This window comes from Acidimicrobiales bacterium (assembly GCA_041394265.1).
GTDB lineage: Bacteria > Actinomycetota > Acidimicrobiia > Acidimicrobiales > SZUA-35 > JBBQUN01.
In genome coordinates this window covers 185,897-208,426 of record JAWKIO010000006.1, presented here as the reverse complement: position 1 = coordinate 208,426, position 22,530 = coordinate 185,897, and the positions used below count along the sequence as shown (strand labels likewise).

Annotated in this window: 24 protein-coding genes; 20 read left to right on the top strand and 4 right to left on the bottom strand. The window is 67.4% G+C overall.

Features of this window, described 5'->3' with window-relative positions:
* The first annotated feature begins 10 nt into the window (after positions 1-10).
* The 3 genes from thrS to R2733_25285 are packed head-to-tail and all read left to right on the top strand — an operon-like array spanning position 11 to position 3,051.
* Entirely contained in the window at positions 11-1,975 is a 1,965-nt protein-coding gene (gene thrS / locus R2733_25295; GenBank protein ID MEZ5379835.1) for a threonine--tRNA ligase, read from the top strand.
* A gap of 3 nt (positions 1,976-1,978) precedes the next feature.
* Positions 1,979-2,527, top strand: coding sequence for an HIT domain-containing protein (locus R2733_25290; GenBank protein MEZ5379834.1), 549 nt, complete (start codon positions 1,979-1,981; stop codon positions 2,525-2,527).
* On the top strand, positions 2,524-3,051 hold the full coding sequence (locus R2733_25285; protein ID MEZ5379833.1) for a hypothetical protein: 528 nt from the start codon (positions 2,524-2,526) through the stop codon (positions 3,049-3,051). Before R2733_25290 ends, R2733_25285 begins: the two co-directional genes overlap by 4 nt.
* Positions 3,052-3,070: 19 nt before the next feature.
* Here the strand turns inward: R2733_25285 and R2733_25280 are convergent, their stop codons facing one another.
* Entirely contained in the window at positions 3,071-3,574 is a 504-nt protein-coding gene (locus tag R2733_25280) for a hypothetical protein (protein MEZ5379832.1), read from the bottom strand.
* A gap of 58 nt (positions 3,575-3,632) precedes the next feature.
* Here R2733_25280 and R2733_25275 point away from each other — a divergent pair, with 58 nt between their 5' ends.
* From R2733_25275 to R2733_25235, 9 genes are all read left to right on the top strand, one after another.
* Positions 3,633-4,325: a CDP-alcohol phosphatidyltransferase family protein gene (locus tag R2733_25275; protein MEZ5379831.1), complete on the top strand. Its 693-nt coding sequence runs from the start codon at positions 3,633-3,635 to the stop codon at positions 4,323-4,325.
* 60 nt (positions 4,326-4,385) lie between these two features.
* On the top strand, positions 4,386-5,276 hold the full coding sequence (locus R2733_25270) for a phosphatidylinositol mannoside acyltransferase (GenBank protein ID MEZ5379830.1): 891 nt from the start codon (positions 4,386-4,388) through the stop codon (positions 5,274-5,276).
* A gap of 5 nt (positions 5,277-5,281) precedes the next feature.
* Positions 5,282-6,352 carry a glycosyltransferase family 4 protein gene (locus tag R2733_25265; protein ID MEZ5379829.1) on the top strand — a complete coding sequence of 357 codons (1,071 nt, stop codon included), beginning with the start codon at positions 5,282-5,284 and terminating at the stop codon, positions 6,350-6,352.
* Between the two features lie 108 nt (positions 6,353-6,460).
* Positions 6,461-7,192: a hypothetical protein gene (locus R2733_25260; GenBank protein MEZ5379828.1), complete on the top strand. Its 732-nt coding sequence runs from the start codon at positions 6,461-6,463 to the stop codon at positions 7,190-7,192.
* A complete protein-coding gene (locus tag R2733_25255; protein MEZ5379827.1) occupies positions 7,192-8,256 on the top strand; it encodes a DUF3048 domain-containing protein in 1,065 nt (354 codons plus the stop codon). Before R2733_25260 ends, R2733_25255 begins: the two co-directional genes overlap by 1 nt.
* Positions 8,257-8,415: 159 nt before the next feature.
* On the top strand, positions 8,416-9,303 hold the full coding sequence (pdxS, locus tag R2733_25250; GenBank protein MEZ5379826.1) for a pyridoxal 5'-phosphate synthase lyase subunit PdxS: 888 nt from the start codon (positions 8,416-8,418) through the stop codon (positions 9,301-9,303).
* Positions 9,300-9,878, top strand: coding sequence for a pyridoxal 5'-phosphate synthase glutaminase subunit PdxT (gene pdxT / locus R2733_25245; GenBank protein MEZ5379825.1), 579 nt, complete (start codon positions 9,300-9,302; stop codon positions 9,876-9,878). Before pdxS ends, pdxT begins: the two co-directional genes overlap by 4 nt.
* Positions 9,879-9,927: 49 nt before the next feature.
* Positions 9,928-10,671, top strand: a complete 744-nt coding sequence (locus R2733_25240) for a YebC/PmpR family DNA-binding transcriptional regulator (GenBank protein ID MEZ5379824.1) — start codon at positions 9,928-9,930, stop codon at positions 10,669-10,671.
* Between the two features lie 88 nt (positions 10,672-10,759).
* Positions 10,760-11,767 carry a hypothetical protein gene (locus tag R2733_25235; GenBank protein MEZ5379823.1) on the top strand — a complete coding sequence of 336 codons (1,008 nt, stop codon included), beginning with the start codon at positions 10,760-10,762 and terminating at the stop codon, positions 11,765-11,767.
* Here R2733_25235 and R2733_25230 read toward each other — a convergent pair.
* From R2733_25230 to R2733_25220, 3 genes are read right to left on the bottom strand one after another with little or no spacing between them, the layout of a single operon-like run.
* Complete coding sequence (locus R2733_25230; GenBank protein MEZ5379822.1) at positions 11,735-12,613, bottom strand: ABC transporter permease subunit; 879 nt, start codon at positions 12,611-12,613, stop codon at positions 11,735-11,737. The two genes, R2733_25235 and R2733_25230, sit on opposite strands and share 33 nt — an antisense overlap.
* Positions 12,610-13,656: an ABC transporter ATP-binding protein gene (locus tag R2733_25225; protein MEZ5379821.1), complete on the bottom strand. Its 1,047-nt coding sequence runs from the start codon at positions 13,654-13,656 to the stop codon at positions 12,610-12,612. Before R2733_25225 ends, R2733_25230 begins: the two co-directional genes overlap by 4 nt.
* Before the next feature lie 30 nt (positions 13,657-13,686).
* Positions 13,687-14,898: a cytochrome P450 gene (locus R2733_25220; GenBank protein MEZ5379820.1), complete on the bottom strand. Its 1,212-nt coding sequence runs from the start codon at positions 14,896-14,898 to the stop codon at positions 13,687-13,689.
* Positions 14,899-14,936: 38 nt separating this feature from the next.
* Here R2733_25220 and ruvC point away from each other — a divergent pair, with 38 nt between their 5' ends.
* The 8 genes from ruvC (at position 14,937) to secF (ending at position 22,504) form a co-directional block, all read left to right on the top strand.
* The gene (gene ruvC, locus R2733_25215) at positions 14,937-15,449 is read left to right on the top strand and encodes a crossover junction endodeoxyribonuclease RuvC (protein ID MEZ5379819.1); all 513 of its coding nucleotides are present in this window, start codon (positions 14,937-14,939) and stop codon (positions 15,447-15,449) included.
* Positions 15,446-16,093 carry a Holliday junction branch migration protein RuvA gene (gene ruvA, locus R2733_25210; protein MEZ5379818.1) on the top strand — a complete coding sequence of 216 codons (648 nt, stop codon included), beginning with the start codon at positions 15,446-15,448 and terminating at the stop codon, positions 16,091-16,093. Before ruvC ends, ruvA begins: the two co-directional genes overlap by 4 nt.
* Before the next feature lie 2 nt (positions 16,094-16,095).
* Complete coding sequence (ruvB, locus tag R2733_25205; protein ID MEZ5379817.1) at positions 16,096-17,160, top strand: Holliday junction branch migration DNA helicase RuvB; 1,065 nt, start codon at positions 16,096-16,098, stop codon at positions 17,158-17,160.
* Positions 17,161-17,168: 8 nt separating this feature from the next.
* A complete protein-coding gene (queA, locus tag R2733_25200; GenBank protein ID MEZ5379816.1) occupies positions 17,169-18,263 on the top strand; it encodes a tRNA preQ1(34) S-adenosylmethionine ribosyltransferase-isomerase QueA in 1,095 nt (364 codons plus the stop codon).
* Entirely contained in the window at positions 18,260-19,348 is a 1,089-nt protein-coding gene (gene tgt, locus R2733_25195) for a tRNA guanosine(34) transglycosylase Tgt (protein MEZ5379815.1), read from the top strand. The genes queA and tgt overlap by 4 nt, the downstream gene beginning before the upstream one ends.
* A 98-nt stretch (positions 19,349-19,446) precedes the next feature.
* Complete coding sequence (gene yajC, locus R2733_25190; protein MEZ5379814.1) at positions 19,447-19,725, top strand: preprotein translocase subunit YajC; 279 nt, start codon at positions 19,447-19,449, stop codon at positions 19,723-19,725.
* Positions 19,726-19,727: 2 nt separating this feature from the next.
* Complete coding sequence (gene secD / locus R2733_25185) at positions 19,728-21,527, top strand: protein translocase subunit SecD (GenBank protein ID MEZ5379813.1); 1,800 nt, start codon at positions 19,728-19,730, stop codon at positions 21,525-21,527.
* Positions 21,524-22,504: a protein translocase subunit SecF gene (gene secF, locus R2733_25180; protein ID MEZ5379812.1), complete on the top strand. Its 981-nt coding sequence runs from the start codon at positions 21,524-21,526 to the stop codon at positions 22,502-22,504. Before secD ends, secF begins: the two co-directional genes overlap by 4 nt.
* Positions 22,505-22,530 lie beyond the last annotated feature (26 nt).

The following is a 22,530-nucleotide window of genomic DNA, read 5'->3' as shown; positions in this document are numbered from 1 at the left end:
ACTTTCGGCCGTGTCCGAGATCAGTGTGAAACTTCCCGACGAGTCCGTACGAGCCCTCCCCGAGGGATCGACGGCGGCCGACCTGGCAGCGAGCATCGGTGCCCGGCTGGCCAAGGATGCACTGATCGCCGTGGTCGACGGGACGCCCCAAGACCTCGATGTGGCCCTGGCCGATGGCCAGAGCGTCGCGATCGTCACCCCCAGTTCGCCTGAGGGTCTGCACACGATCCGCCACTCCACCGCCCACGTCCTGGCCCAGGCTGTGCTCGAGTTGTATCCCGGCGCCACCTTCGCCATCGGCCCGGCCATCGCCGACGGCTTCTACTACGACTTCGAACTGCCGGGGAAGGCCACCTTCTCCGACGACGACCTCGAGGCCATCGACGCCAAGATGCGCGAGATCATCAAGGCCCGCCAGCCATTCGTGCGGACCGAGGCGTCGCCGGCCGAGGCGCTCGAACTGATGGCCCAACACCCCTACAAGCAGAGCATCATCGACGCCGTGTCGGGCAACGGTGGTGCGCTCGACGACGAGCTGGCCACCGAGGCCGGCGGCGACGTCATCAGCTTCTACCGAAACACCGACGCGTTCGTCGACATGTGTGTCGGGCCGCACGTCCCGCACACCGGCCATCTCGGCCACTTCAAGCTCATGTCGGTTGCCGGCGCCTACTGGCGAGGCAGCGAGAAGAACCCGATGTTGCAGCGCATCTACGGCACGGCGTGGGACTCCAAGCAGGCCCTGGCCGAGCACCTCGACCGGCTCGAACAGGCAGCGCTACGCGACCATCGCAAGCTGGCGAACGAGCTCGATCTGCTGTCGTTCCCGTCCGAACTGGGTGGTGGCCTTGCCGTGTGGCACCCCAAGGGTGCCGTCGTCCGCAAGCTGATGGAGGACTACTCGCGGGAGCGCCATCAGAACGGTGGCTACGAGTTTGCGTACACCCCGCACCTCGCCAACTCGAAGCTGTTCGAGATCTCCGGGCACCTCGACTTCTACGCCGAGTCCATGTACCCCCCGATGGAGATGGACAACGGCAAGTACTACCCGAAGCCGATGAACTGCCCGATGCACAACCTGGTGTATCGCTCGCGTCAACGTTCCTACCGCGAGCTTCCGCTCCGCCTCTACGAACTCGGCACGGTCTACCGCTACGAGCTGTCGGGCGCCCTGCACGGTCTGCTCCGTATCCGTGGGTTCACCCAGGACGACAGCCACATCTACTGCACCCAGGAGCAGGCCAACGGTGAGATCCGCAGCCTGCTCGGTTTCGTGCTGTCGGTCCTGCGGGCCTTCGGGTTCGAGGAGTTCGAGGCCATGCTGTCGACTCGCCCGCCCGAGAAGTCGGTCGGTACCGACGAGGGGTGGAACGAAGCGATCGAGCATCTGCGTGCGGCGCTCGTGGCCGAGGAGATTCCCTACGAGGTCGATGAGGGCGGCGGTGCGTTCTACGGGCCCAAGATCGACATCAAGGTACGCGACGCGATCGGCCGGGCCTGGCAGCTGTCCACCATCCAGTACGACTTCAACCTGCCCGAGCGGTTCGAGCTCGAGTACATCGGCGACGACGGAGCCGCCCATCGGCCGGTGATGCTCCACCGAGCGCTCTTCGGTTCCGTCGAGCGCTTCTTCGGGGTGCTGGTCGAGCACTTCGCCGGCGCGTTCCCCGTGTGGCTGGCACCGGTCCAGATCCAGGTGCTGCCCGTGTCCGACGATCACGCCGACTACGCCCGCCAGCTCGACGAGCGGTTCAACGAACTCGGGCTGCGGTCCGAGGTCGTCGTCGGTGATCAGCTCGGCAAGCGCATCCGCAACGGCAAGACCCACAAGGTGCCGTATGTGTTGGTGGTCGGGGCCGACGACGTTGCGGCCGGCACCGCCGGTGTCAATCCGCGCGGGGGAGCGGTCGAGCGGGACATCCCGATCGACGACTTCATCGCTCGTATCCAGGCCGACATCGAGAGTCACGCCTGATCGATGGGTGACCTCGATCGCCTGTGGGCGGGCTGGAAGCTCGCGGCCTTCGGCACCGGCAATGCCGCCGACGGTCAACCGCTGAACGAGCCCGCTCGGGTGGCGGGACGATCGCTCTTCGAGTCGATCGAACAGTCCGGCTTGCCCGACGATCAGACCTACATCGTGTGGCGGGGAGAGCGGACGTTCTGCGTGCTCAACGTGTTCCCGTACACCTCGGGCCACTGCATGGTGTTGCCGATCGCCAAGGCGGCGAGCATCGACGAGCTCGATGCCGAGACCTTCGACGAACTGTGGCGCACGGTGCGTCTGGCTTCACAGGCGATTCGCACCGCGTTCCGGCCCCAGGGGCTCAACATCGGGGTCAACGAGGGCGAAGCCGGTGGGGGATCCGAGCCCGACCACCTGCACGTGCACGTCGTGCCTCGTTGGAACGCCGACACCAACTTCATGACGGCGATCGCCGAGACCCGAGTGTTGCCGATGACCTTGCGCGACACCTGGGCACGACTACGTGAAGCGTGGCCCGAGTCGTTACCGTTCCCGACGTGAGCGAACCCGAAGACTCGACCGCAGACGACTCGATCGCTGACGATCATGTCGACGAGCTGCCTGCCGACCTCCAACCGGGCCTGGTCGATCACGAGGACTACCTGTTCCCGAACAACAATCGGCGCCGGATACCGGGCTTCATCTATCTCGCCATCGCCGCCTGTCTGGTGATCGGCTACGCCGTCAACGGTGCGGGCGTGTTGATGAACTCGGGAATCCTCGCCGCCGGGATCATCCTGGCCGTGGTCGGTGTCTACAGCATCGTCGCCGGCGTGAATCTCGAGATCGACGAGCGAGACGCTCTGGTCGCGTCGAGCCGCGAGGTCGGGTTCCCGATCGGTCACGCCTCGGCCCAGCTCGGCTGGCGCGGTCTGCTGAGTCGCCCCACCTGGCGGATCCTGCTCTACTCGGCCGACAACCCTCCCACCAAGCGGGGTCTGGTGCTGGTCGACGGGGTCGACGGCTCGATCGTCGAGCAGTTCGTCGAGGACAACCCCGAGGACTGGTCCGAACTCGACGCCTGATCGGCCGCCGTGCGCCGGGTCAGGACTGGAGCCACTCCAACTGACGCTCGGCTCGACGGAGGGTCTCGACGCCCTCACGTGCGATGGCACGCACGACATCGATCAGCGACATCGAACCGCCGCCGGTGATCGTGGTGGTCCGATTCCATTCGTCGCTCTGGAGCCCGTCGAGGCGATCGGCCAGCTGATTGGCGGTCGACGCGATGACATCGGTGGCCTCCGCCATGGTGGCCACCGGGGCGGAGCCGTCGGCCCAGGTCTCGGGATCGAATGCCGCCGCCGGGCTGACCGGATCGACGTGGGTGGCGATGCGCTCCGCCTCGGCGCCGAGCATCGAGACCGCACGCAGCGCCCGGTTGCACAGGTCGACCATCGAGTCGCCGTCGGGACCGGGAGCATCGGCTCGGGCCAGCAGTTCGGGATCGCTGCGCATCGGTCCGGTCACGGCGCCGTAGCGGCGCTCGAACGAGCGGAGGGTGGCGATGAGGTTGGTGGGCGTGAGTGCGTCGTAGCGGTCGGCCATCGCCAGACTCTAGTGCTTGCTCACCCCGCCATCTGCAAGCACCCGATAGGCTGTTGCGATGTTCGACGGCTCGTTCCGCACCAACTTCGAGAAGGTCGTGTCGCCCATCGGCAGCACGCTGAACCGAGTGGGTGTCTCACCCGATCTCATCACGGCGCTCGGTGTGGCCATGGCCGCCGGTTGCGCCGTTGCCATCGGCACCGGCAACTTCCGCGTGGCGTTCCTGTTACTCGTGCTCACCGGTCTGCCCGACGCACTCGACGGGGCGGTGGCCAAAGCCGGCGGCACGTCCGGCCCGAGGGGCGCGTATTTCGACTCGGTCTCGGATCGACTGAGCGACGGTCTGATGTTCGCCGGCGCCGGTTGGTACCTGGCGGGCGGCGGTGGGGGCTACGACCCGCGCATGGCGTTGCTGCCCTTCGGCCTCTACATCGCGGCTTCATTGGTGTCGTATCAGCGGGCCAAGGCGGAATCGCTGGGCTTCGACGCTCGCGGTGGTCTCATGGAGCGGGCCGAGCGGTTCGTCGTGCTCGGCCTCGGGCTGTTGTTCAACGAATTCTTCGTTCCGGTGCTCTGGCTGATGCTCGCCCTGACGGCGGCCACCGCTGCCTTCCGCTTCGTGAAGGTGTGGAAGCAGGCCAGCGTCGGTCGACCCATGCCGGCCCGGTCGCCATCGGCGGCCCGCCGTCGCCAGGCTCGCGCCGCCCGGCGGAGCCGTCGCTCGCCGGTTCGCAGCCGCCGCCAGCCCTGATCGATCGCGGGAGCGCCGGCGACGTGCGTCGAACGAAGTGCGGCGAACGAAGCGGGTTGCGTGTCGAGTAGGGAGCTGCGGCTCTATCGATTCGGCGCCTCGGTCAGCCGGCGGCTGCCCCTCCGGTCGCTGATCTCGGTCGCGGAAGTGATCGGTTTCGGTGTGGGCGCTCGACGTTCGCCGAAGGCTCGTGCGCTTGCCGCCAACCTCGCGGTCGTCCGCCCCGAGCTCGACGAGCCAGCGATCGACGAGCTGGTGAGAGCCGCGATGGCGTCGTACGCCAGGTACTGGGCCGAGACCCTTCGTATGCCCGACCTCCCTGCGGCCACGCTCGAACGAGGGTTGCGAGTCACTGGCTACGAACACATCCGTTCCGCTCGGGCCAACGGGCAGGGCCCGATCCTGGCCCTTCCCCATCTCGGCGGGTGGGAGTGGGCGGCTGCCTATCTCGGACGGGTGGCGGAGATCCCGGTGAGTGCCGTGGTCGAACGGCTCCAGCCCGACGATCTCTTCGAGTGGTTCACCGAGCTGCGATCGTCGTACGGCGTCCAGGTCATCCCGGCCGACGGTTCGGCGTTTGCGGCGTTGACCGAGGCCGTCCGCCAGCGTCACGTCGTCTGTCTGCTCAGCGATCGAGATCTGGCGGGCGGCGGGATCGAGGTCGACTTCTTCGGCCGCTCGACCACCCTGCCAGCCGGCCCGGCGATGCTGGCCCGGCGAACCGGCGCGCCGCTGCACCCCTGTGCCGTCTACTTCGCCGTGTCCGACGAACAGGACCAGCGGCTCGGGCACCACTGCGTGATCGGCGATCGCATCGACGTCGACCCGTCGGCGCGACTCAAGCCCGAGCTGGCGAGAGTGACCCAGCGCATCGCCACCGAACTCGAGCGGCTGATCGACCGCGCACCCGACCAGTGGCACGTGCTCGAGCCACTCTTTGATCAGGGCTGAACGGCGTGCGTGTCGGCATGATCTGCCCCTACAGCATGGGCGTGTGGGGCGGTGTCCAGGCGCAGGTTCTGGGGCTTGCCCGGTCGATGCGAGCGCGCGGCATCGACGTCCAGGTGCTTGCCCCATGCGATGGTCTGCCGCCCGAACCCTGGATCACTCCGCTCGGCAACTCGATGCCCTACGCCCAGAACGGGTCGTACGCGCCGGTCGCTCCCGATCCCGCGGCCCAGCTCCGGGCGCTCGGGGCGATCTGGGACGAACGCTTCGACCTGCTCCACCTGCACGAACCACTGGCGCCTGGACCCACGCTCACGGCGCTTGTCGTGAAGCCGGTGCCGCTGGTCGGCACCTTCCACGCCAGTGGTGAGATCTCCGTCTATCGCTACCTGCGCCCACTTCTGCGGCGCCTCGTGACCCGACTCGACGTTCGCGTCGCCGTCAGCGACGAGGCCGCCCGAATGGCCAGCCGGCATCTCGGGAGCGACTACGAGGTGCTGTTCAACGGCATCGACGTGGCCCGCTTCGCCAACGCTGCGCCGGCGCCGACCGGCGGCCCCACCGTCTTCTTCCTCGCTCGCCACGAACCCCGGAAGGGTCTGGCGGTCCTGCTGGAAGCGTCGCGACAGTTGCCCGAGAACGTCACCGTGTGGATCGGTGGGACGGGACCCGAAACGGCGGCGCTGCGAGAGGCCAACGCCGACAATCCCCGGCTGATGTGGATGGGTCCCATGTCGGAGGTCGACAAGCTGGCAGCCATCGCAGCGGCCGACGTTTTCTGTGTCCCGTCGCTCGGGGGCGAGAGCTTCGGGGTGGTCCTTCTCGAGGGAATGGCGGCCGGAACACCCGTGGTCGCGAGCGACATCGACGCGTATCGGCTCACCAGTCGCAACGGCACCGACGCCGGTCTCTTCGCCGTCGGCGATGCCGATGCGCTGGCGCGGGCGATCGAACGGGCGCTGGAACGCTCGCCCGAGGTGGTCCACCAGATCGAACGTGGCCGGGAACGGGCCCAGGAGTTCTCGATGGATCGCCTCGTCGACGCCTATCTCGAGCGTTACGAACGCCTTCTCGGGTAGCGATGCTCGACGGTTCGCACACCCGTCGGAGTCGGCTCCGATAGCCTGGCCCGGTTCCGCTCTGGAGGCATCCCGCTGACTTCCAATCCGCACCTGCGTTCCATTCTGTTGACGATCACCGGCGTCGTGGCGCTGGCGCTTGCGATTCCGCTGGTCGTGCTGTTGCTCCTCCTGGGTTGGCCGTGGTTCATCGGGATCGTCGTCGCCATCGTGGTCGCTGCGGTGCTCGTGTTCCCCACGACCAAGCAGCCCGCCGCCAACGTATTGTCGGCGATCAACGGTCGGCCGCCGAACGAGATGGCGCATGCCCGCCTGGTCAACCTGGTCGAGGGCCTCAGCCTGTCCACGGGTGTCGTCGAACCCGAGGTGATCGTGCTCGACGACGCAGCCCGCAATGCGATGACCGTCGCCGATCCGAGCGGGGTCACGCTCGTCATCACCCAGGGCCTGGTCGAAGCGCTCGACCGGATGCAACTCGAGGGTGTCGTCGCCGAGCTGTTGGTGCGAGCCAAGGACGGCGACGCCGAGCTCGGGACCGAGGTCGCGTCGCTGGTCGACCGGTGCTCGAGCGGTGTGCTCAAGCCGTTCTCGTCGTTCGTCGTCGGTCGCTCGACGGCGCTGTTCGACGAGGACCGTGACTTGCTCGCCGATCAAGCCGCCGTCGGGGTTACTCGCTACCCACCGGCGTTGGCATCGGCATTCGCCACCCTTCGGTCAGGGTCGCTCCAGCCCTCCTGTGCAACGCCGAGCAACGCTCACCTGTGGCTCGTGCCGCATCCGACCGCATTGGTCCCATCCCACCCGCTCGACCTTCGCATCGACGTCCTCGAGGAGATCTGATGCCCCGCACGCCCTTCCGTTCCTCTCTCGCGGCCGCGGTCGTGTTCGCCCTGACCGCTGCGGCCTGCAGTGGCGGTTCGAGCGACGCCGCCGACGAGGTGACGACCACGACCACGGCACCGCCCGCCGAGACCACCACGACCACCGAGGCGGCCACCACCACGACCATGGACGCCGCACCGTCGGGTCCGTTTGCACCGCTCACCGGCCTGCCGGTCGACGAGGAGCTGACCGGTCCGGCGTTGATCGTGAAGATCGACAACTTCCCCGAGGCTCGGCCCCAGACCGGCCTCGACCAGGCCGACTTGGTGTTCGAGATGCTGACCGAGGGCGTCACCCGCTTTGCGGCAGTGTTCCACACCAATCAGCCGTCACCGGTCGGCCCGGTTCGCTCGAGCCGCACGTCCGACTTCGACCTGGTGAGCGGGTTCAACACCCCGCTCTACGCCTCGTCGGGTGGCAACGATTACGTCGCACAACGTCTGCGCTCGTTGCCCATCGTCGAGGTCACGGCCATGAGCCGGTCGGTGTACTTCCGCGACAGCTCGCGTCGGGCGCCGCACAACCTCTACGTCAACACGCCCGACCTCTTTGCGTTCGCTCCCGACGATGCCGAGCCGCCGGCGCCCTGGTTCGAGTTCCGCGGTCCGGGCGACGAGCTGTCGGCCGATGCGGTCGAGATCAGCGGTCCGGTCACGATCGACTATCGGGGCACCCCGACGGTCACACACACCTGGGACGCCAGTCGGGGCGGTTGGCTGCGCACCCAGGATGGGCGCCCGCACACCACGGTGCTCGGCGACCAGCTGGCCCCGGCCAACGTGGTGATCATGATCGTGGACTACTCGATCAGCCCGGCCGACGCCGGCTCCGCCGAACTCGAATCGGTCGGCACCGGACCGGTGATCGTGCTCACCGACGGCCACCTGATCGAAGGCACCTGGTCCCGCGACAGTGCAACGTCGCAGCCCGAGTTGGTCGACAACAACGGCGATCCCATCCTCCTGACCCCCGGCCAGACCTGGGTCCTGTTCCCCGAAGAGGGCAACGTCACCCTCCCGTAGCCTCCACCCCACGCAACTTTGGAGAGTTCATGCCGCTGAGCGGTGTCAACTCTCCAAAGTTGCGTCACTTTTTGGGTGGGTTGGGGTGCGTGAGGTGCGGGGGACAAAGTGGCCTGCGGGCGAGACGCCACATTGGGGGCCACTCGTAGACTCGACGCCATGAGCGAGTCTTCTTCCACCAACGCAAACGTCCGAGTCAACCGTGGCCTGGCCGAGATGCTCAAGGGTGGCGTCATCATGGACGTCGTCAATCCCGAGCAGGCCAAGATCGCCGAGGATGCCGGCGCCACCGCCGTCATGGCACTCGAGCGTGTGCCGGCCGACATCCGTCGCGACGGCGGCGTGTCACGGATGAGCGACCCGGAGATGATCCAGGGGATCCAAGAGGTCTGCACCATCCCGGTCATGGCCAAGGCTCGTATCGGTCACTTCGTCGAGGCCCAGATCCTCCAGGCCCTCGGTGTCGACTACATCGACGAGTCCGAGGTCCTCACCCCGGCCGACGAGACCCACCACATCGACAAATTCGCCTTCACCGTGCCGTTCGTGTGTGGCGCCACCAACCTCGGCGAGGCCCTGCGTCGTATCTCCGAGGGCGCCTGCATGATCCGCTCGAAGGGCGAGGCCGGCACCGGCAACATCGTTGAGGCCGTTCGCCACCTCCGCAGCATCACCGGCGACATCCGCAAGATCACCCAGGCCGACGAAGCCGAGCTGTTCGAGTGGGCCAAGCGCCTGCAGGCTCCGCTGCCGCTGGTGCAGGAGATCGCCGAGACGGGCAAGCTCCAGGTTCCGCTGTTCTGTGCCGGTGGCATCGCCACGCCGGCCGACGCCGCCCTGGCCATGCAGCTCGGGGCCGAGGCCGTGTTCGTCGGCTCGGGCATCTTCAAGTCCGACGATCCGGCGCCTCGTGCCCGGGCCATCGTCGAGGCCACCACCAACTTCCGCGACGCCGACGTGTTGGCGAAGGTCAGCCGGGGCCTCGGTGCGCCGATGACCGGCATCGGCATGGACGACACGCTCAAGTTCGCCGAACGCGGCTGGTGAGTTCACCAGTCGTCGGTGTGTTGGCGCTGCAAGGCGCCTTCGCCCGGCACATCGAAACGTTGCGCCGGGTCGGCGTCGAGGCCACCGAGGTCCGTACGCCGGCCCAGCTCGACACGGTCGACGCGCTCGTCCTTCCCGGCGGGGAGTCATCGACCATGTCGAAGCTGCTCGTCACCCAGGGCTTGCTCACACCGCTCGCCGATCGTCTGGCGAGCGGGATGCCGGCCTTCGGTACCTGTGCCGGGATGATCCTGCTGGCGGTCGAGGTGCTCGACGGCATCGCCGGTCAGGCGTCGTTCGGCGCCATCGACCTCACCGTTCGCCGCAACGGGTACGGCCGCCAGATCGACTCCTTCGAGGCCGACCTCGACGTCACCGGTGTCGACGGCGGTCCGTTCACCGCCGTGTTCATCCGAGCTCCGGTGGTCACTCGAGTCGGACCCGACGTCGAGGTGCTCGCCGTCGCCCGCGACACGCCGGTGCTGGTGCGCGAAGGTGCGATCCTCGCCAGCTCGTTCCACCCGGAACTCACCGACGACGACCGCTTGCACCGGCTCTTCGTCGACTCCATCTAGACTCCACTCCCACCCTGTTCTCCCACACTTTCTCCAGCCGAGGTGAGCAATGTCAGGCCACTCCAAATGGGCAACGATCAAGCACAAGAAGGGTGCTGCCGATGCCAAGCGGGGCAAGCTCTTCGCCAAGCTGATCAAGCAGGTCGAGGTGGCCGCTCGTCAGGGAGGCGGCGATCTCGACACCAACGCCACGTTGCGAACGATGTACCAGAAGGCCCGCAACGCTTCGGTGCCGATCGACACCATCGACCGGGCCGTCAAGCGGGGCACCGGTGAACTCGAAGGCGTCAACTACGAGTCGATCACCTACGAGGGCTATGCCCCCGGCGGTGTGGCCCTGCTGATCGAAGTCCTTTCCGACAACCGCAATCGCACCGGGTCCGAGCTCCGCTCGCTGCTGTCGAAGAACGGTGGATCGCTGGCGGAACCGGGCGCCGTTGCCTGGCAGTTCGAGCGCAAGGGCACCATCAAGGTGGCCAAGTCCGCGTCCGAGGAAGACGTCATGTTGGTCGGCCTCGACGCCGGGGCCGAAGACGTGCAGGACCTCGACGAGCACTGGGAAGTGATCTGCGAGCCCAGCAACCTCCACCCGCTGCGTGCCGCGTTCGACGACGCGGGCATCGAGGTGCTCGAGGAGGACAACTCGATGGTGCCCACCAACACCGTGCCCATCAGCGATGTCGCCGGTGCGAACGCCATGCTCAAGCTCGTCGATGCGCTCGACGATCATGACGACGTGCAGGACGTCTTCTCCAACGCCGACATCCCTGACGAAATTCTGGCGGAACTCTGACCACTGTTCGGTCGAAATGAGCCGGTAGGCCCACCGTTCTTGACGCGCCGTTGGCACTAGTGGCGGGGTCGGTGCCGAAACTCCGCGCATGCTCACCATGCGCTCGCACCCGGTTGGTCGGTTGCTCGGTGTCGCCGGACTGGCGGCCCTGACGACCTCGTTGGTTGCTCCTGGCTCGGCCGGGGCGACGTCGGGTCAGGTGTGTACCGGGCGAAGTATCCGCTTCATCAGTGGCACGACCCCGTCGTCGGACACGCTGTCGTTCGGCGTCACCCTGCCGGCCGGTGTGTATGACGCGATGCTCGTCACCGCCGACTCGTATCCCGAGCGGGCCGAGACCGACCCGTCCGGCCAGCAGACCGAGATCGTCGAGGTCGCCGGGATCGTGTCGCACGATCTCGTCGACGGTGTCGTCTCGGTCAACGACATCACCTACGGCACGTTCGTTGCACCGGCACCGTTCTCGTCGCTGACGGCGTACCACCGGGCATCCACGCCGGGGCCGAACTCGGTGTGGGTCTCGACCTTCTGCCTCACGCCCTCGTCGGCGCCGACCACGCAGGTGCCCACCACACTGCCGACGACGACGGCTCCGAGCACGACCACGAGCCTCGTGCCGACCACCCCTGTGACGTCGACCACGGTGGCGCCAACGATCCCCGCCTCGACGTCGCTCCCACCGTCGACGGCGACCCCCACGACGGTGCCACTGACGACCGTGCCCTTGACGACCCTGCTAGCGACCACCGTGCCGTCGACCACCGTGCCGTCGACCACCGTGCCGTCGACCACCGCTGCACCGAGCAGCACGACCGAGCCGACGCTCGTGCCCGAAGGTGGCTCGACCGTCGGGCCCACCACCACGGCGGGCACCGATCTTGGCGATCCGTTCGGGGTCGGTGATCCGATCCCCGCCGGCCCGGAGCTTCCCGACCGCATGTCGCCGGCGGCACCGACCTCGGGACCGGGATCCCTCTCGTTCACCGGCATGGGGCTCGGCGTCGTGCTCCTCGGCGCAGTGTTGGTCGCCCTCGGCGTGACGACCGCGGGCAGCGCCTCGAAACTAGATGCCGCCGGCCACCCCGAGGAGGCGTGATCGGGTCACCGAGCGCACGCCTCGGTGCAGGCTAAAGAGGGCAACCACCCAGGCGATCCCGCCGACGAAGTAGGGCATGTTGCCGGCACCGAGCAAGATGCCGGTGGACTGGCTGTAGGCGATCATGATCAGCGGCAAGCTGACCAGGCCCGACGCCTGCTGGGCTGCCGCCGTCGACTTCACCTTGGCCGACAGCCGCAGGACCAGCGACAGACAGATCGCCAGGAACGGTGGCAGCACCCAGAGGATCATCACCCACCATTGGAAGGTCGGGAAGAACCATCCGCCGACCTCGGGTCCGACGGTGAGGTTCACGATCAGCGAATACAGGCCGAAGCCCACGGCGGTCGTGACGTAGCCGGGGATCAGGCTGGCGATCAGCTTGCCGATGTAGATCTCCTTGGCACTGGCGGGGGAGTGGGCGAGGAACTCGCCGGTGCCGCGTTCGCGCTCGCCGACGATCGTCGAGGCGCCGACCGCCGTCGAGATCGTGAGGGGCACGATCACCGCGATCGGTGCGAACAGGTACACCGCAAGCGCGTAGCCGGTGCGGCCCTCCGGCGAATCGCCGACGATCTGGGCTTGCGCCGCTGGGGGAAGCATGTCGAGCGATTCCGACACCTTGGCCACGGTCTCGACCGATCCGATCTGGGTGATCGAGAGCAGCAGGAAGGCCGGAATCAGGACGAAGAAGAAGCTGCCGAGCAGGATCATCGGGAACCAGAAGTCCCGCGCCTGGATCAGCTGCTTGAGGTCGGTTCGGGCCACGGTGAGCATCCGGCTGCGATCGAAGCGCTCTCGGTCGGACGTGCCGAGCGGCGCCGTGGTGGGGTCGATCGTGGTCATCGTGCCATCTCCGAAGCAGCGGACCGGCGGACGGGTCGCCCCGTCGAGCCGCCGGGTGGTGGAATCTCGTCGACGGTCGAGCCGCTCTGGCGGCGCACCGCGAAGTACAGGTCTTCGAGCGTGGGGGTGAAGGGGCTGACGTTGGTGATCGCCACGCCACGGCGGACGAGGTCGGCGACGAGTTGGGGCACCCGGTCAAGGTGGTCGACCTCGAGCGAGGCGACCGACGCCGAGCGTTCGTAGTTGCTGACGCCGTTCATTCGGGCGAGCACGTCGAGATCGGCGCCGTCGGTTGCGCCGATCCGCACGACCTGCTTCGGCCAGAACTGGCGGGCAAGTTGATCGGGGGCGCCCCACAGCAGGCTCGTGCCGTGCTGCATCACCACGACCTGATCGGCGAGCCCCTCGGCCTCGAGCAACAGGTGGGTGCACATCAGCACGGTGCGGCCCTCGCCGGTCATCGTGCGGATGAGCTCGAGCACCGCCATCGCCGACTCGGGGTCGAGTCCCGACGTTGGCTCGTCGAGCAGTAGGAGGTCGGGGTCGTGCAGGACCGATCGGGCCAGCGCGAGCCGGGTCTTCATCCCGGTCGAATAGCCGCCAACCTGGTGATCGAGGGCAGCGTCGATGCCGAACTGGTGGGCGGCCTCCGCGATACGGCGGTCGGCGTTCGAACCCCGGCCTAGTCCGTACAGCTCGGCGGCGTAGCGAAGGTTGTCCCAGCCGTCGAGCCGGTCGTAGAGCGAGGGCTTGGCCGAGACGACGCCGCAGCGTCGGCGGACCTCTTCGCCCCGGGATCGAGCCGGGTCGAGGCCGAAGACTTCGACGGTGCCTTCCTGCGGCGCCAGCGCACCGGTGATCATGCGAATCGCCGTGGTCTTGCCTGCGCCGTTCGGGCCGAGCAGCACGGTGATGGCGCCCTTCGGCACCTCGATCGTGAGGTTCGTGAGGGCCTGCACCTCGCCGAACCAGCGGCTGACGCCGGCCACGTTGGCGATCAGTTCGGGTCGGTCGGCAGCGGGTTGGGCTGGGTGATGGGTCACCCAGGTGCTATCGGCAGGATCGCGGAATTCTCAAATGGTGGAGAACGTCACCGGGAGGCTGGTGGGACCGTAGATGAAGTTGGACGCCATCCAGGAGGGCTCGCCACTGGGTGCGAGGTCGGGGAGTCGGTTGATGACCTCGTGCAACAGCGCCGCGATTTCGATGCGGGCCAGGTGAGCGCCGAGGCAGAAGTGGGGTCCTCCACCACCGAATGCAACGTGCGGGTTGGGCGAGCGGGTGATGTCGAGTTCGTGCGGTCGATCGAAGACCTCGGGATCTCGATTCGCGGCGCCGTAGAACATGATCACCTTGTCGCCTTCGGCGATGTCGACGCCGCGAATCTGGGTGTCGACGGTGGCGGTCCGGCGCATGTGGATGACCGGGCTCACGAAACGCAGCAGCTCCTCGATGGCGCTCGGCATCAGCCGCTCGGGATCGGAACGCAGCAGCGCCAGCTGGTCGGGATGTTCGAACAGTGCATGCATTCCCGCGCCGACGAGGTTGCGTGTGGTGTCGCCCCCGGCGTCGACCAGGAGCAGGAACCACAGGAAGAAGTCGAGCTCGTCGGTGGGGCGGCCGTGCAGCTCGGCCGAGGCGAGCACGGACGACAGGTCGTCGGTGGGGTTGGCGATCCGGTCGGCGAAGACCTGCTGGGAGTAGGCGAACATCTGGGCGAACGCCGCCTGCTGGGCCTCGATCCCGATCGCTTCTCGCGAGGAGTGCAAGGCCTCGGTGAGGTGGTACAGCGAGCGGCCATCCTCGAGGGGGATCCCGAGGATCTCGGCGATGACGAAGCTCGGCATCTCGCCGGCCAGCTCGGTGACGAGATCGAACTCGCCGGTGCCCTTGGCGACGACGGCGTCGACGATCTGGGTGGCGAGTTCGGCCACCCGCGGTGCCAGGAGCTGGGCGGACTTCGGTGTGAACTCCCGGCTGAGGAGTCGGCGCATGCGAGTGTGCACCGGTGGATCGGCCATGAGCATCATGATGTGCTCGCCGTCGGATGCGTCGTTGGCCGAGTCGGCCATCATGATGGTGGGCGACGACGAGAAGCGCTCGGCGTCGCGGCCGACCTCTTTCACGTCGTCGTAGCGGGTGAGGGCCCAGAAGCCGGGGCCTTCGTCGGCCGGTTCGGCGTGCCGGTGGACCGGATCGTTGGTTCGCAGCCAGTCGAACGCCTCGTGGGGCTGCCCGCCGGCGAAGCTGCGATGGTCGTGGAGATCGATGTGCGTGACTGGCATGAGCGTGAAGCTAGTGCAGGTCGGCTACGGTCGTACAAATGTTCGTGCTCGGAATCGACCCCGGTCTGACCCGTTGTGGGTATGCGGTGATCGAACCCGGCCGTCGCGGCGGCGGTCGTGCCATCTCGCTTGGCGTGATCACGACCGATCGTGATCTCACCACACCGCTGCGACTTGCCGAACTCCGCCGCGAGTTCGCCCTGCTGTTCGAGGAGTTCCGTCCGGGCGTGCTGGCCGTCGAGCGGTTGTTCTTCCAGAACAACCTGCACAGTGCCGTCGGGGTCGCCCAGGCAGCCGGGCTTGCGATGAGCGAGGGTGCGATCCGTGGTGTCCCCGTGGTCGAGTATTCGCCGAACCAGATCAAGGCCGCGGTCACCGGCGACGGCCGCGCCGACAAGGCGATGGTCGCCACCATGGTGAAGACCCTCCTCGGTCTGCCCGCTGCTCCGCAGCCAGCCGACGCCGCCGACGCGGCGGCACTCGCACTGTGCCACCTCGCGCACGACCCCACCGGACTCCACCCCCTCAACGAGCGAAGGGCAACCACGTGATCGGACTCCTCCGCGGACGCATCGTCGAACGAGAGCATCACCTTGCCGGGTCGGGTGCCGAGGTCATCGTCGACACCTCCGGCGACACCGGCGGGTTGGGCTACCGGGTCACGGTCACGCCGGCCACCGCGGCGGCGTTCGAGCCCGGCCAGTCGGTCGTGCTGCACATCCATCACCATTTCTGGGAGGCCGACCAGCGCCTCTTCGGGTTCGTCACCAAAGACGAGCGGCTCGCCTTCGAGAGCCTGCTCGCCGCCCACAAGGTCGGCCCGGCGTTGGCCTTGGCGATCATCGCCACCTTCGATCCCGGTGCGCTGGCCCAGGTGCTGAACGACGACGACATCGACGCCCTGTGCACCGTGCCGGGCGTGGGCAAGAAGACCGCCCAGCGGCTCCTCGTCGATCTCAAATCGAGTTTGGTGCTGCCGGTGCTCGACGGTGGCGGTGCACCAGCAGTCGCAGCTGCGGCCGGCGCAGGTGGCGGTGCGCTCGCCGATGTCCGCGAAGCGCTCGCCAGCCTCGGCTACGGCGCCGACGAGGTAGCCCAGGCCACGAAGTCGCTCACGGCGGAACAGATCGATGCCGCTGGTGACGACTCGGGCGTCCTGCTCAAGCTGGCGCTGCGGGCGTTGGCAGGAGCCTGATCATGCCGAGAGACGAATGGATCGCGCCCGAGCCCCGAGAGCCGGAGCGGCCCGGCGGCGTGCTCGACGAGTCGAGCCTCCGACCCCGCATGCTGGAGGAGTTCGTCGGCCAGGCCGAGCTGAAGGAACGCCTCAGTGTGATCCTCGAAGCCGCCCGCCTCCGGGGTGCGGCGGCCGACCACCTGCTGTTCGGCGGACCACCGGGCCTGGGCAAGACCACGCTGGCCGGCATCGTCGCCAACGAACTCGGCTCGCACCTCCACATCACCTCCGGTCCCGCCATCGAACGCGCCGGCGACCTCGCGTCGATCCTCACCAAGCTCGAACCCGGCGACGTGCTCTTCATCGACGAGATCCATCGGTTGCCCCGGGCCGTCGAAGAGGTGCTGTATCCGGCGATGGAGGACCGCCAGATCGACGTCCTCCTCGGCAAGGGCCCGGCGGCCCGCAGCATCCGTTTCGAGCTCGAGGCCTTCACCATGGTCGGGGCCACCACCCGCACCGGCCTCATCACCGGTCCGCTGCGTGACCGCTTCGGGTTCTCGTTCCGGCTCGAGTTCTACTCACCGAGCGACCTCGAGGCCATCGTCATGCGAGCGGCGGCTCTGCGAGACGTCCAGATCGATCAACCAGGTGCGCACGAGATCGCTCGACGCAGCCGGGGAACGCCCCGCATCGCCATCCGGCTGCTGCATCGAGTCCAGGACTATGCCGAGGTCCGCAGCCACGGGCGAGTCGACGCCGAGAGCGCATCCGACGGCCTCGCCCTGTTCGGCATCGACGAACTCGGCCTCGACAAGGTCGACCGACAACTGCTCGAAAACCTCTGCGGCCACTTTGGCGGTGGACCCGTCGGCCTGTCGACCCTGGCCATCAGCATCGCTGAGCCCACCGAAACGGTCGAAGACGTGATCGAACCGTTCCTGATCCAGCAGGGCCTGCTTGTTCGCACCCCACGCGGGCGAGTTGCCACCGCCGCGGCATGGCGTCACATCGGCCGCACCCCACCCGCCGACCTCGACCGCCCGGGAGGCCTCGGGCAGCAAGAACTGCTCGGCGACGATTGACTGGGGAAGTGCGCGCCCCCTTGAAGACTGCGTGGTTCGACTACGAACTCCCCGCAACCGCGATCGCCCAGCATCCGGCCGAACCCCGCGACGCAGCGCGCCTCCTCGTCGACCGGGGGCCGGCGACGCCCGCCGATCATCACATCGTCCGTGACCTGCCCGACCTCCTGCAGCCGGGCGACCTGGTCGTGGTCAACGACACCAAGGTGCTCCCGGCCCGGCTCCACCTGGTGAAGGCGACGCAGGGGGCGGTCGAGGTCCTGCTGCTCGAACCGACGGGCCATCACCGCCAGTGGCGAGCCCTCGTCCGGCCGGGGCGGCGAGTCAAGGCGGGCACCGAGCTGTTCGTGCCGGGTGCGACCGACGAGGCCCCAGTGGTCGTGGTCGATGACGTCCTCGACGACGGCCGGCGCGTCGTCACCGTGCACGACGACGACCTCATGACCCGGGTCGGCGAGATGCCGCTGCCGCCGTACATCACCGAACCGCTCGACGACCCCGACCGCTACCAGACGGTTTTCGCCCGCGAACCCGGGTCGGTGGCAGCTCCGACGGCGGGGCTCCACCTGACCGACGAGGTGCTGAGGCGGCTCGCCGATCGTGGCGTCGACATCGCCCGGGTAGAACTGCGAGTCGGTCTCGGCACCTTCCGCCCGATCAGCACCGACGAGGTCGCCGACCACACGATGCACACCGAGCAGTACCGGGTCGAACCCGACACGTGGGAGCGCATTCGTGGTGCCCGACGCGTCGTTGCGGTCGGCACCACCGTCGTTCGCACGCTCGAGTCGGTGGCCGCAACCGGAGCACTGTCCGGTGACACCAGCCTGTTCATCAGCCGTGGCTACCCGTGGCAGGTCGTCGACGTTCTGATGACCAACTTCCACGTTCCTCGCTCGTCGCTGCTCGTGCTGGTCGATGCCTTCATGGGTGATCGGTGGCGGGCGCTGTACGACACCGCGATCGCCGAGGGCTACCGCATGCTGAGCTTTGGTGACGCCATGTTGATCGAGCGCGAGTCGATCGAGCGCGAGTCGATCGAGCACGAGTCGATCGAGCGGCAGCCGAGCGAGCGGGAGTCAACCCAGGAGCCAGACGCATGAAGATCGTCATCGACCACACCGACGGCCACGCCCGTGCCGGGCGGATGAGCAACCATCGGGGCGAGATCGCCACGCCGGTCTTCATGCCGGTCGGCACCCGTGGTGCGGTGAAGACGCTCGATACCGGCGACCTCGACCGACTCGGCCCGCCGATCGTCCTCGGCAACACGTATCACCTCATGGAACGCCCCGGTGGCGATCTGATCGAGGAGCTCGGCGGCCTGCACCGGTTCATGGACTGGTCGGGTCACATGCTGACCGACTCGGGCGGCTATCAGGTGTTCAGTCTCGAACCGAAGGTGACCGAGGATCACGCTCGGTTCCGCTCGGTTTACGACGGGAGCTACGTCGAACTCTCGCCCGAGCGTTCGGTCAAGGTGCAGGAACAGCTGGGGGCCGACATCGCCATGGTCCTCGACGTCGTGCCGCCGCTGCCGTCGCCTCGCCAGGTCCAGGTCGACGCCCTCGAACGCACCCTGCGGTGGGCGGAACGGTCCAAGGCGGCCCACACCAGGGCCGACCAGTCACAGTTCGGCATCGTGCAGGGAGGCACCGACGTCGAGCTGCGGGAGGACTCCGCGAAACGGACCGTCGAGATCGGCTTCGACGGCTACGCCGTTGGCGGGTTGTCGGTCGGAGAGTCCCGTGACGAGATGCTGCCGGCGCTCGCCGCCGCCATGGCGCACCTTCCCGCCGATCAGCCCCGCTACTTCATGGGCATCGGCGACCCGATCGGCCTCGTCGAGGCCGTCGCGCATGGCATCGACATGTTCGACTGCGTGCTACCCACCAGGCTGGCCCGGCACGGGACGGCACTGACCACGCAAGGTCGACTCAACCTGAAGAACCTCAAGTTCGCCCGCGACGACGGCCCGATCGACCCCGGCTTCCAACACGATTTGTCGGGGCGGTACTCCCGGGCCTACCTCCGACACCTCCTGGTCACCAACGAGCCGACCGCGGGCCGGATCATCTCGCTCCACAACCTCGCCTACCTCGCCCACCTCACCGACCGAATGCGTGCGGCCATCGCCACCGGTACCTTCGAGGCGTTGCGGGCCGAGATCTGGGCCACCTGGAGCTGATGTATCCGAGGCTGACACATCTGAGACTGGCACATCTAGGTCAGTGGCACCGGTCCCGAGGTCGTAGCCGCTAGCGTTCCTCGGCTGGAGGTCTTGCCTTGTACGCCACCCTTGCCATCTATGCCGGCATCATCGCCATCTTCTATGTTCTCGTGCTGCTCCCGCAGCAGCGGCGCCAGAAGGCCACCCGCGAGCTGCTCGCCGCGCTCAGCGTCGGCGACGAGGTCGTCCTCGAGAGCGGCATCCACGGCTTCATCTCCGAGCTCGAGAACAACGTGGTGTGGCTCGAAGTCGCGCCAAACGTCGAGCTGAAGGTGTCACGGTCGGCCATCGCCAGCCGATTGGTCACCGACGCTGCAGACAAAGCAGAAAGCTGAACATGGCGCTTCCCAAACTCACCGGTGCCACCGGGCTCGTCGCCCTCTCGATCGCCGGCATCGTCTACACCGTCGTGGCGGGCAACCAGCCGCTGCTGGGCCTCGACCTCCAGGGCGGTGTGTCGGTCGTCTATGCCCCCACCGAGCCGGCCAGCGAGGAGACCCTCGACCAGACGCTCGAGATCATCCGCGAGCGCGTGGACGCGCTCGGTGTCGCCGAGCCCGAGATTTCGCGTCAGGGCCAGACCATCGTGGTCGACCTGCCCGGTGTCGACGAGCAGCAGCGTGCGCTCGATCTCGTTGGCCAGACCGCCGAGTTGCGGTTCCGCCCGGTGATCCAAGACCTCGGTCCCACCATCGATCCCGAAATTCTGCAGCAGTTGCAGGACGAGGCAGACTCGACCTCCACCACGGTCGAGGGCGAGACCACCACCGAGACCTCCACGGCCACCGACGAGACCACCACCACGACGGCATCCGACACCACGACGACGGGGGCCGACGACGAGCAAGGCATGGCGGCCACCCGGTACCGCCGTCAGAGCGAGACCACGACCACCACGGTCGCCGAAACCACGACCTCCGAGGCCTCCGCGACCGACGAGACCACGACCACGTCCGAAGCCGCGGGCGACGACACCACCGACACGACGCTCGAGGGTGAGGTAACGACCGACACGACCGTCACCGAGCTGACCCCCGAACAGGAGCAGCTCATTGCTGCCGTCGACGCGGCCTGCGGGATCGATGGCACCACGCCGCCCGAGGCCGACCTCTACGACGACTACGTCGTGCTCGACGACATCGACGGCAACCGGATCTGTCTGGGTCCAGCGTTGCTTCGAGGCGACACCCTCGAGTCGGCCGACGTCGGCTTCGACGGGCTCCAGACCTGGTCGGTGAGCCCCGTGTTCAAGTCGGGGGCCGAGGGCATCGACCAGTTCAACGCCGCGGCGGCAAAGTGCTACGTCTCGAGCCCTGACCCCCTGGTTTGCCCCTCGGGTCGTCTCGCCATCGTCCTCGACGGCAAGGTGATCTCGGCGCCCAACATCCAGCAGCCGAGTTTCTCTCGCGACCAGATCCAGATCAGCGGCTCCTTCGATGAGGTGAGTGCCCGCAACCTGGCGCTGGTCCTGAACTACGGCGCCCTCCCGGTCGTGCTGGAAGCGCAGCAGACCCGCACCGTCTCGGCCACGATCGGCGACGACGTTCTTCGAGCCGGCATCATCGCCGGCCTCATCGGTCTCGCCATCGTGGCGCTCTACCTGCTCTGGTACTACCGCCTCGCAGGCATGGTCGCCATCGGCGGCCTGGTCATGTCGTTCATGCTGCTGTGGACCATCATCTCGTGGCTCGGTGAGACCCGGGGGCTCGCCATCACCCTCTCGGGTGTGGTCGGGCTCATCGTGTCGATCGGTGTCTCGGCCGACTCGAACATCGTCTACTTCGAGAACGTGAAGGACACCGTGGCCCACGGCAAGGCCCGAAAGCTCACCACGGCGGTCGAACGGGCCTACCAGGGGGCCATCTCCACCATCTTGAAGGCCGATGTGGTGAGCCTCATCGCCGCCGGCCTGCTCTACTTCCTCACGGTCGGCGCCGTGCGTGGTTTCGCCTTCTACCTCGGCATCGCAACCTTCCTCGACCTGATCGTGGCGTATGTCTTCATGCGTCCGGCGCTCATGTGGATTGCCCGGCGACCGGCGGTGGTGGCCAATCCGAAACTGCTGGGTATCCGCCAGACGGAAGGGCTCGATGCCTCGAGTGCCAAGGCCGGCAAGCGGAAGGGACGCTCGTCATGACGCTGCGCGACATCTTCAACAACAGCTCGAACATCGACTTCCGGCCATCGTGGAAGTTCACCCTGCCGCTCGCCGGAGCGGTCAGCCTGATCTCGGCGATCCTCATCGTCGTGGTCGGCTTCAACCTCAGCATCGACTTCGAGGGTGGCGGCATCTACGAGGTGCAGGTGCCTGCCGACGTCACGGTGGAATCCGCACGAAGTGTGATCACCGAGACCGACGTCCGTATCCAGATCATCGAGAACGCCGACGGCGACAGCTACGTTCGGGTGCAGACCGGCGCCGAGCAGCTCGACAACTCCGACCAGATCATCAGCGAGCTGGTCGAGGTCAGCGGGCGCACCGCCGACGAGATCTCGATCAACGAGGTCGGCCCCACCTGGGGCGATCAGATCACCAACAAGGCACTCCGTGCCCTGGTGCTGTTCTTCATCGCCGTGGCGGTCTACCTCTCGCTGACGCTCGAGTGGGAGATGGCCGTCGGTGCCATCGTCGCGGTGATCCACGACCTCCTGCTCACCGCCGGGGTGTACGTGATCGTGCGCTTCGAGGTGAGTCCCGCCACGGTGATCGCGCTGCTCACGATCATGGGGTACTCGCTCTACGACACCGTTGTGGTCTACGACAAGGTGAAGGAGAACGAGGCGGAGAACACCGGTAGAAAGCCGGCGGAATTGAGCGACCTCGTCAACACCTCGATGAACCAGGTGTTGATGCGTTCGATCAACACCACCCTCACCACGGTGCTCCCGGTGGTGTCGATGCTGGTCATCGGCGGCCTGTTCCTGGGGGGCGCGACCCTGCGGGACTTTGCCCTGGCCCTCTTCATCGGCCTGCTCGCCGGAACATATTCGTCGATCTTCGTTGCCTCGCCGCTACTCGTGTGGCTCAAGCAACGGATGCCGGAGAAGCCCGCAACGGACACCAAGTCCAAGCCGTCGATCACCCCGCTCGGACCGACCGGGCTGCCTCGCTAAGGCGCCAACGACGAGGGGCGATACCG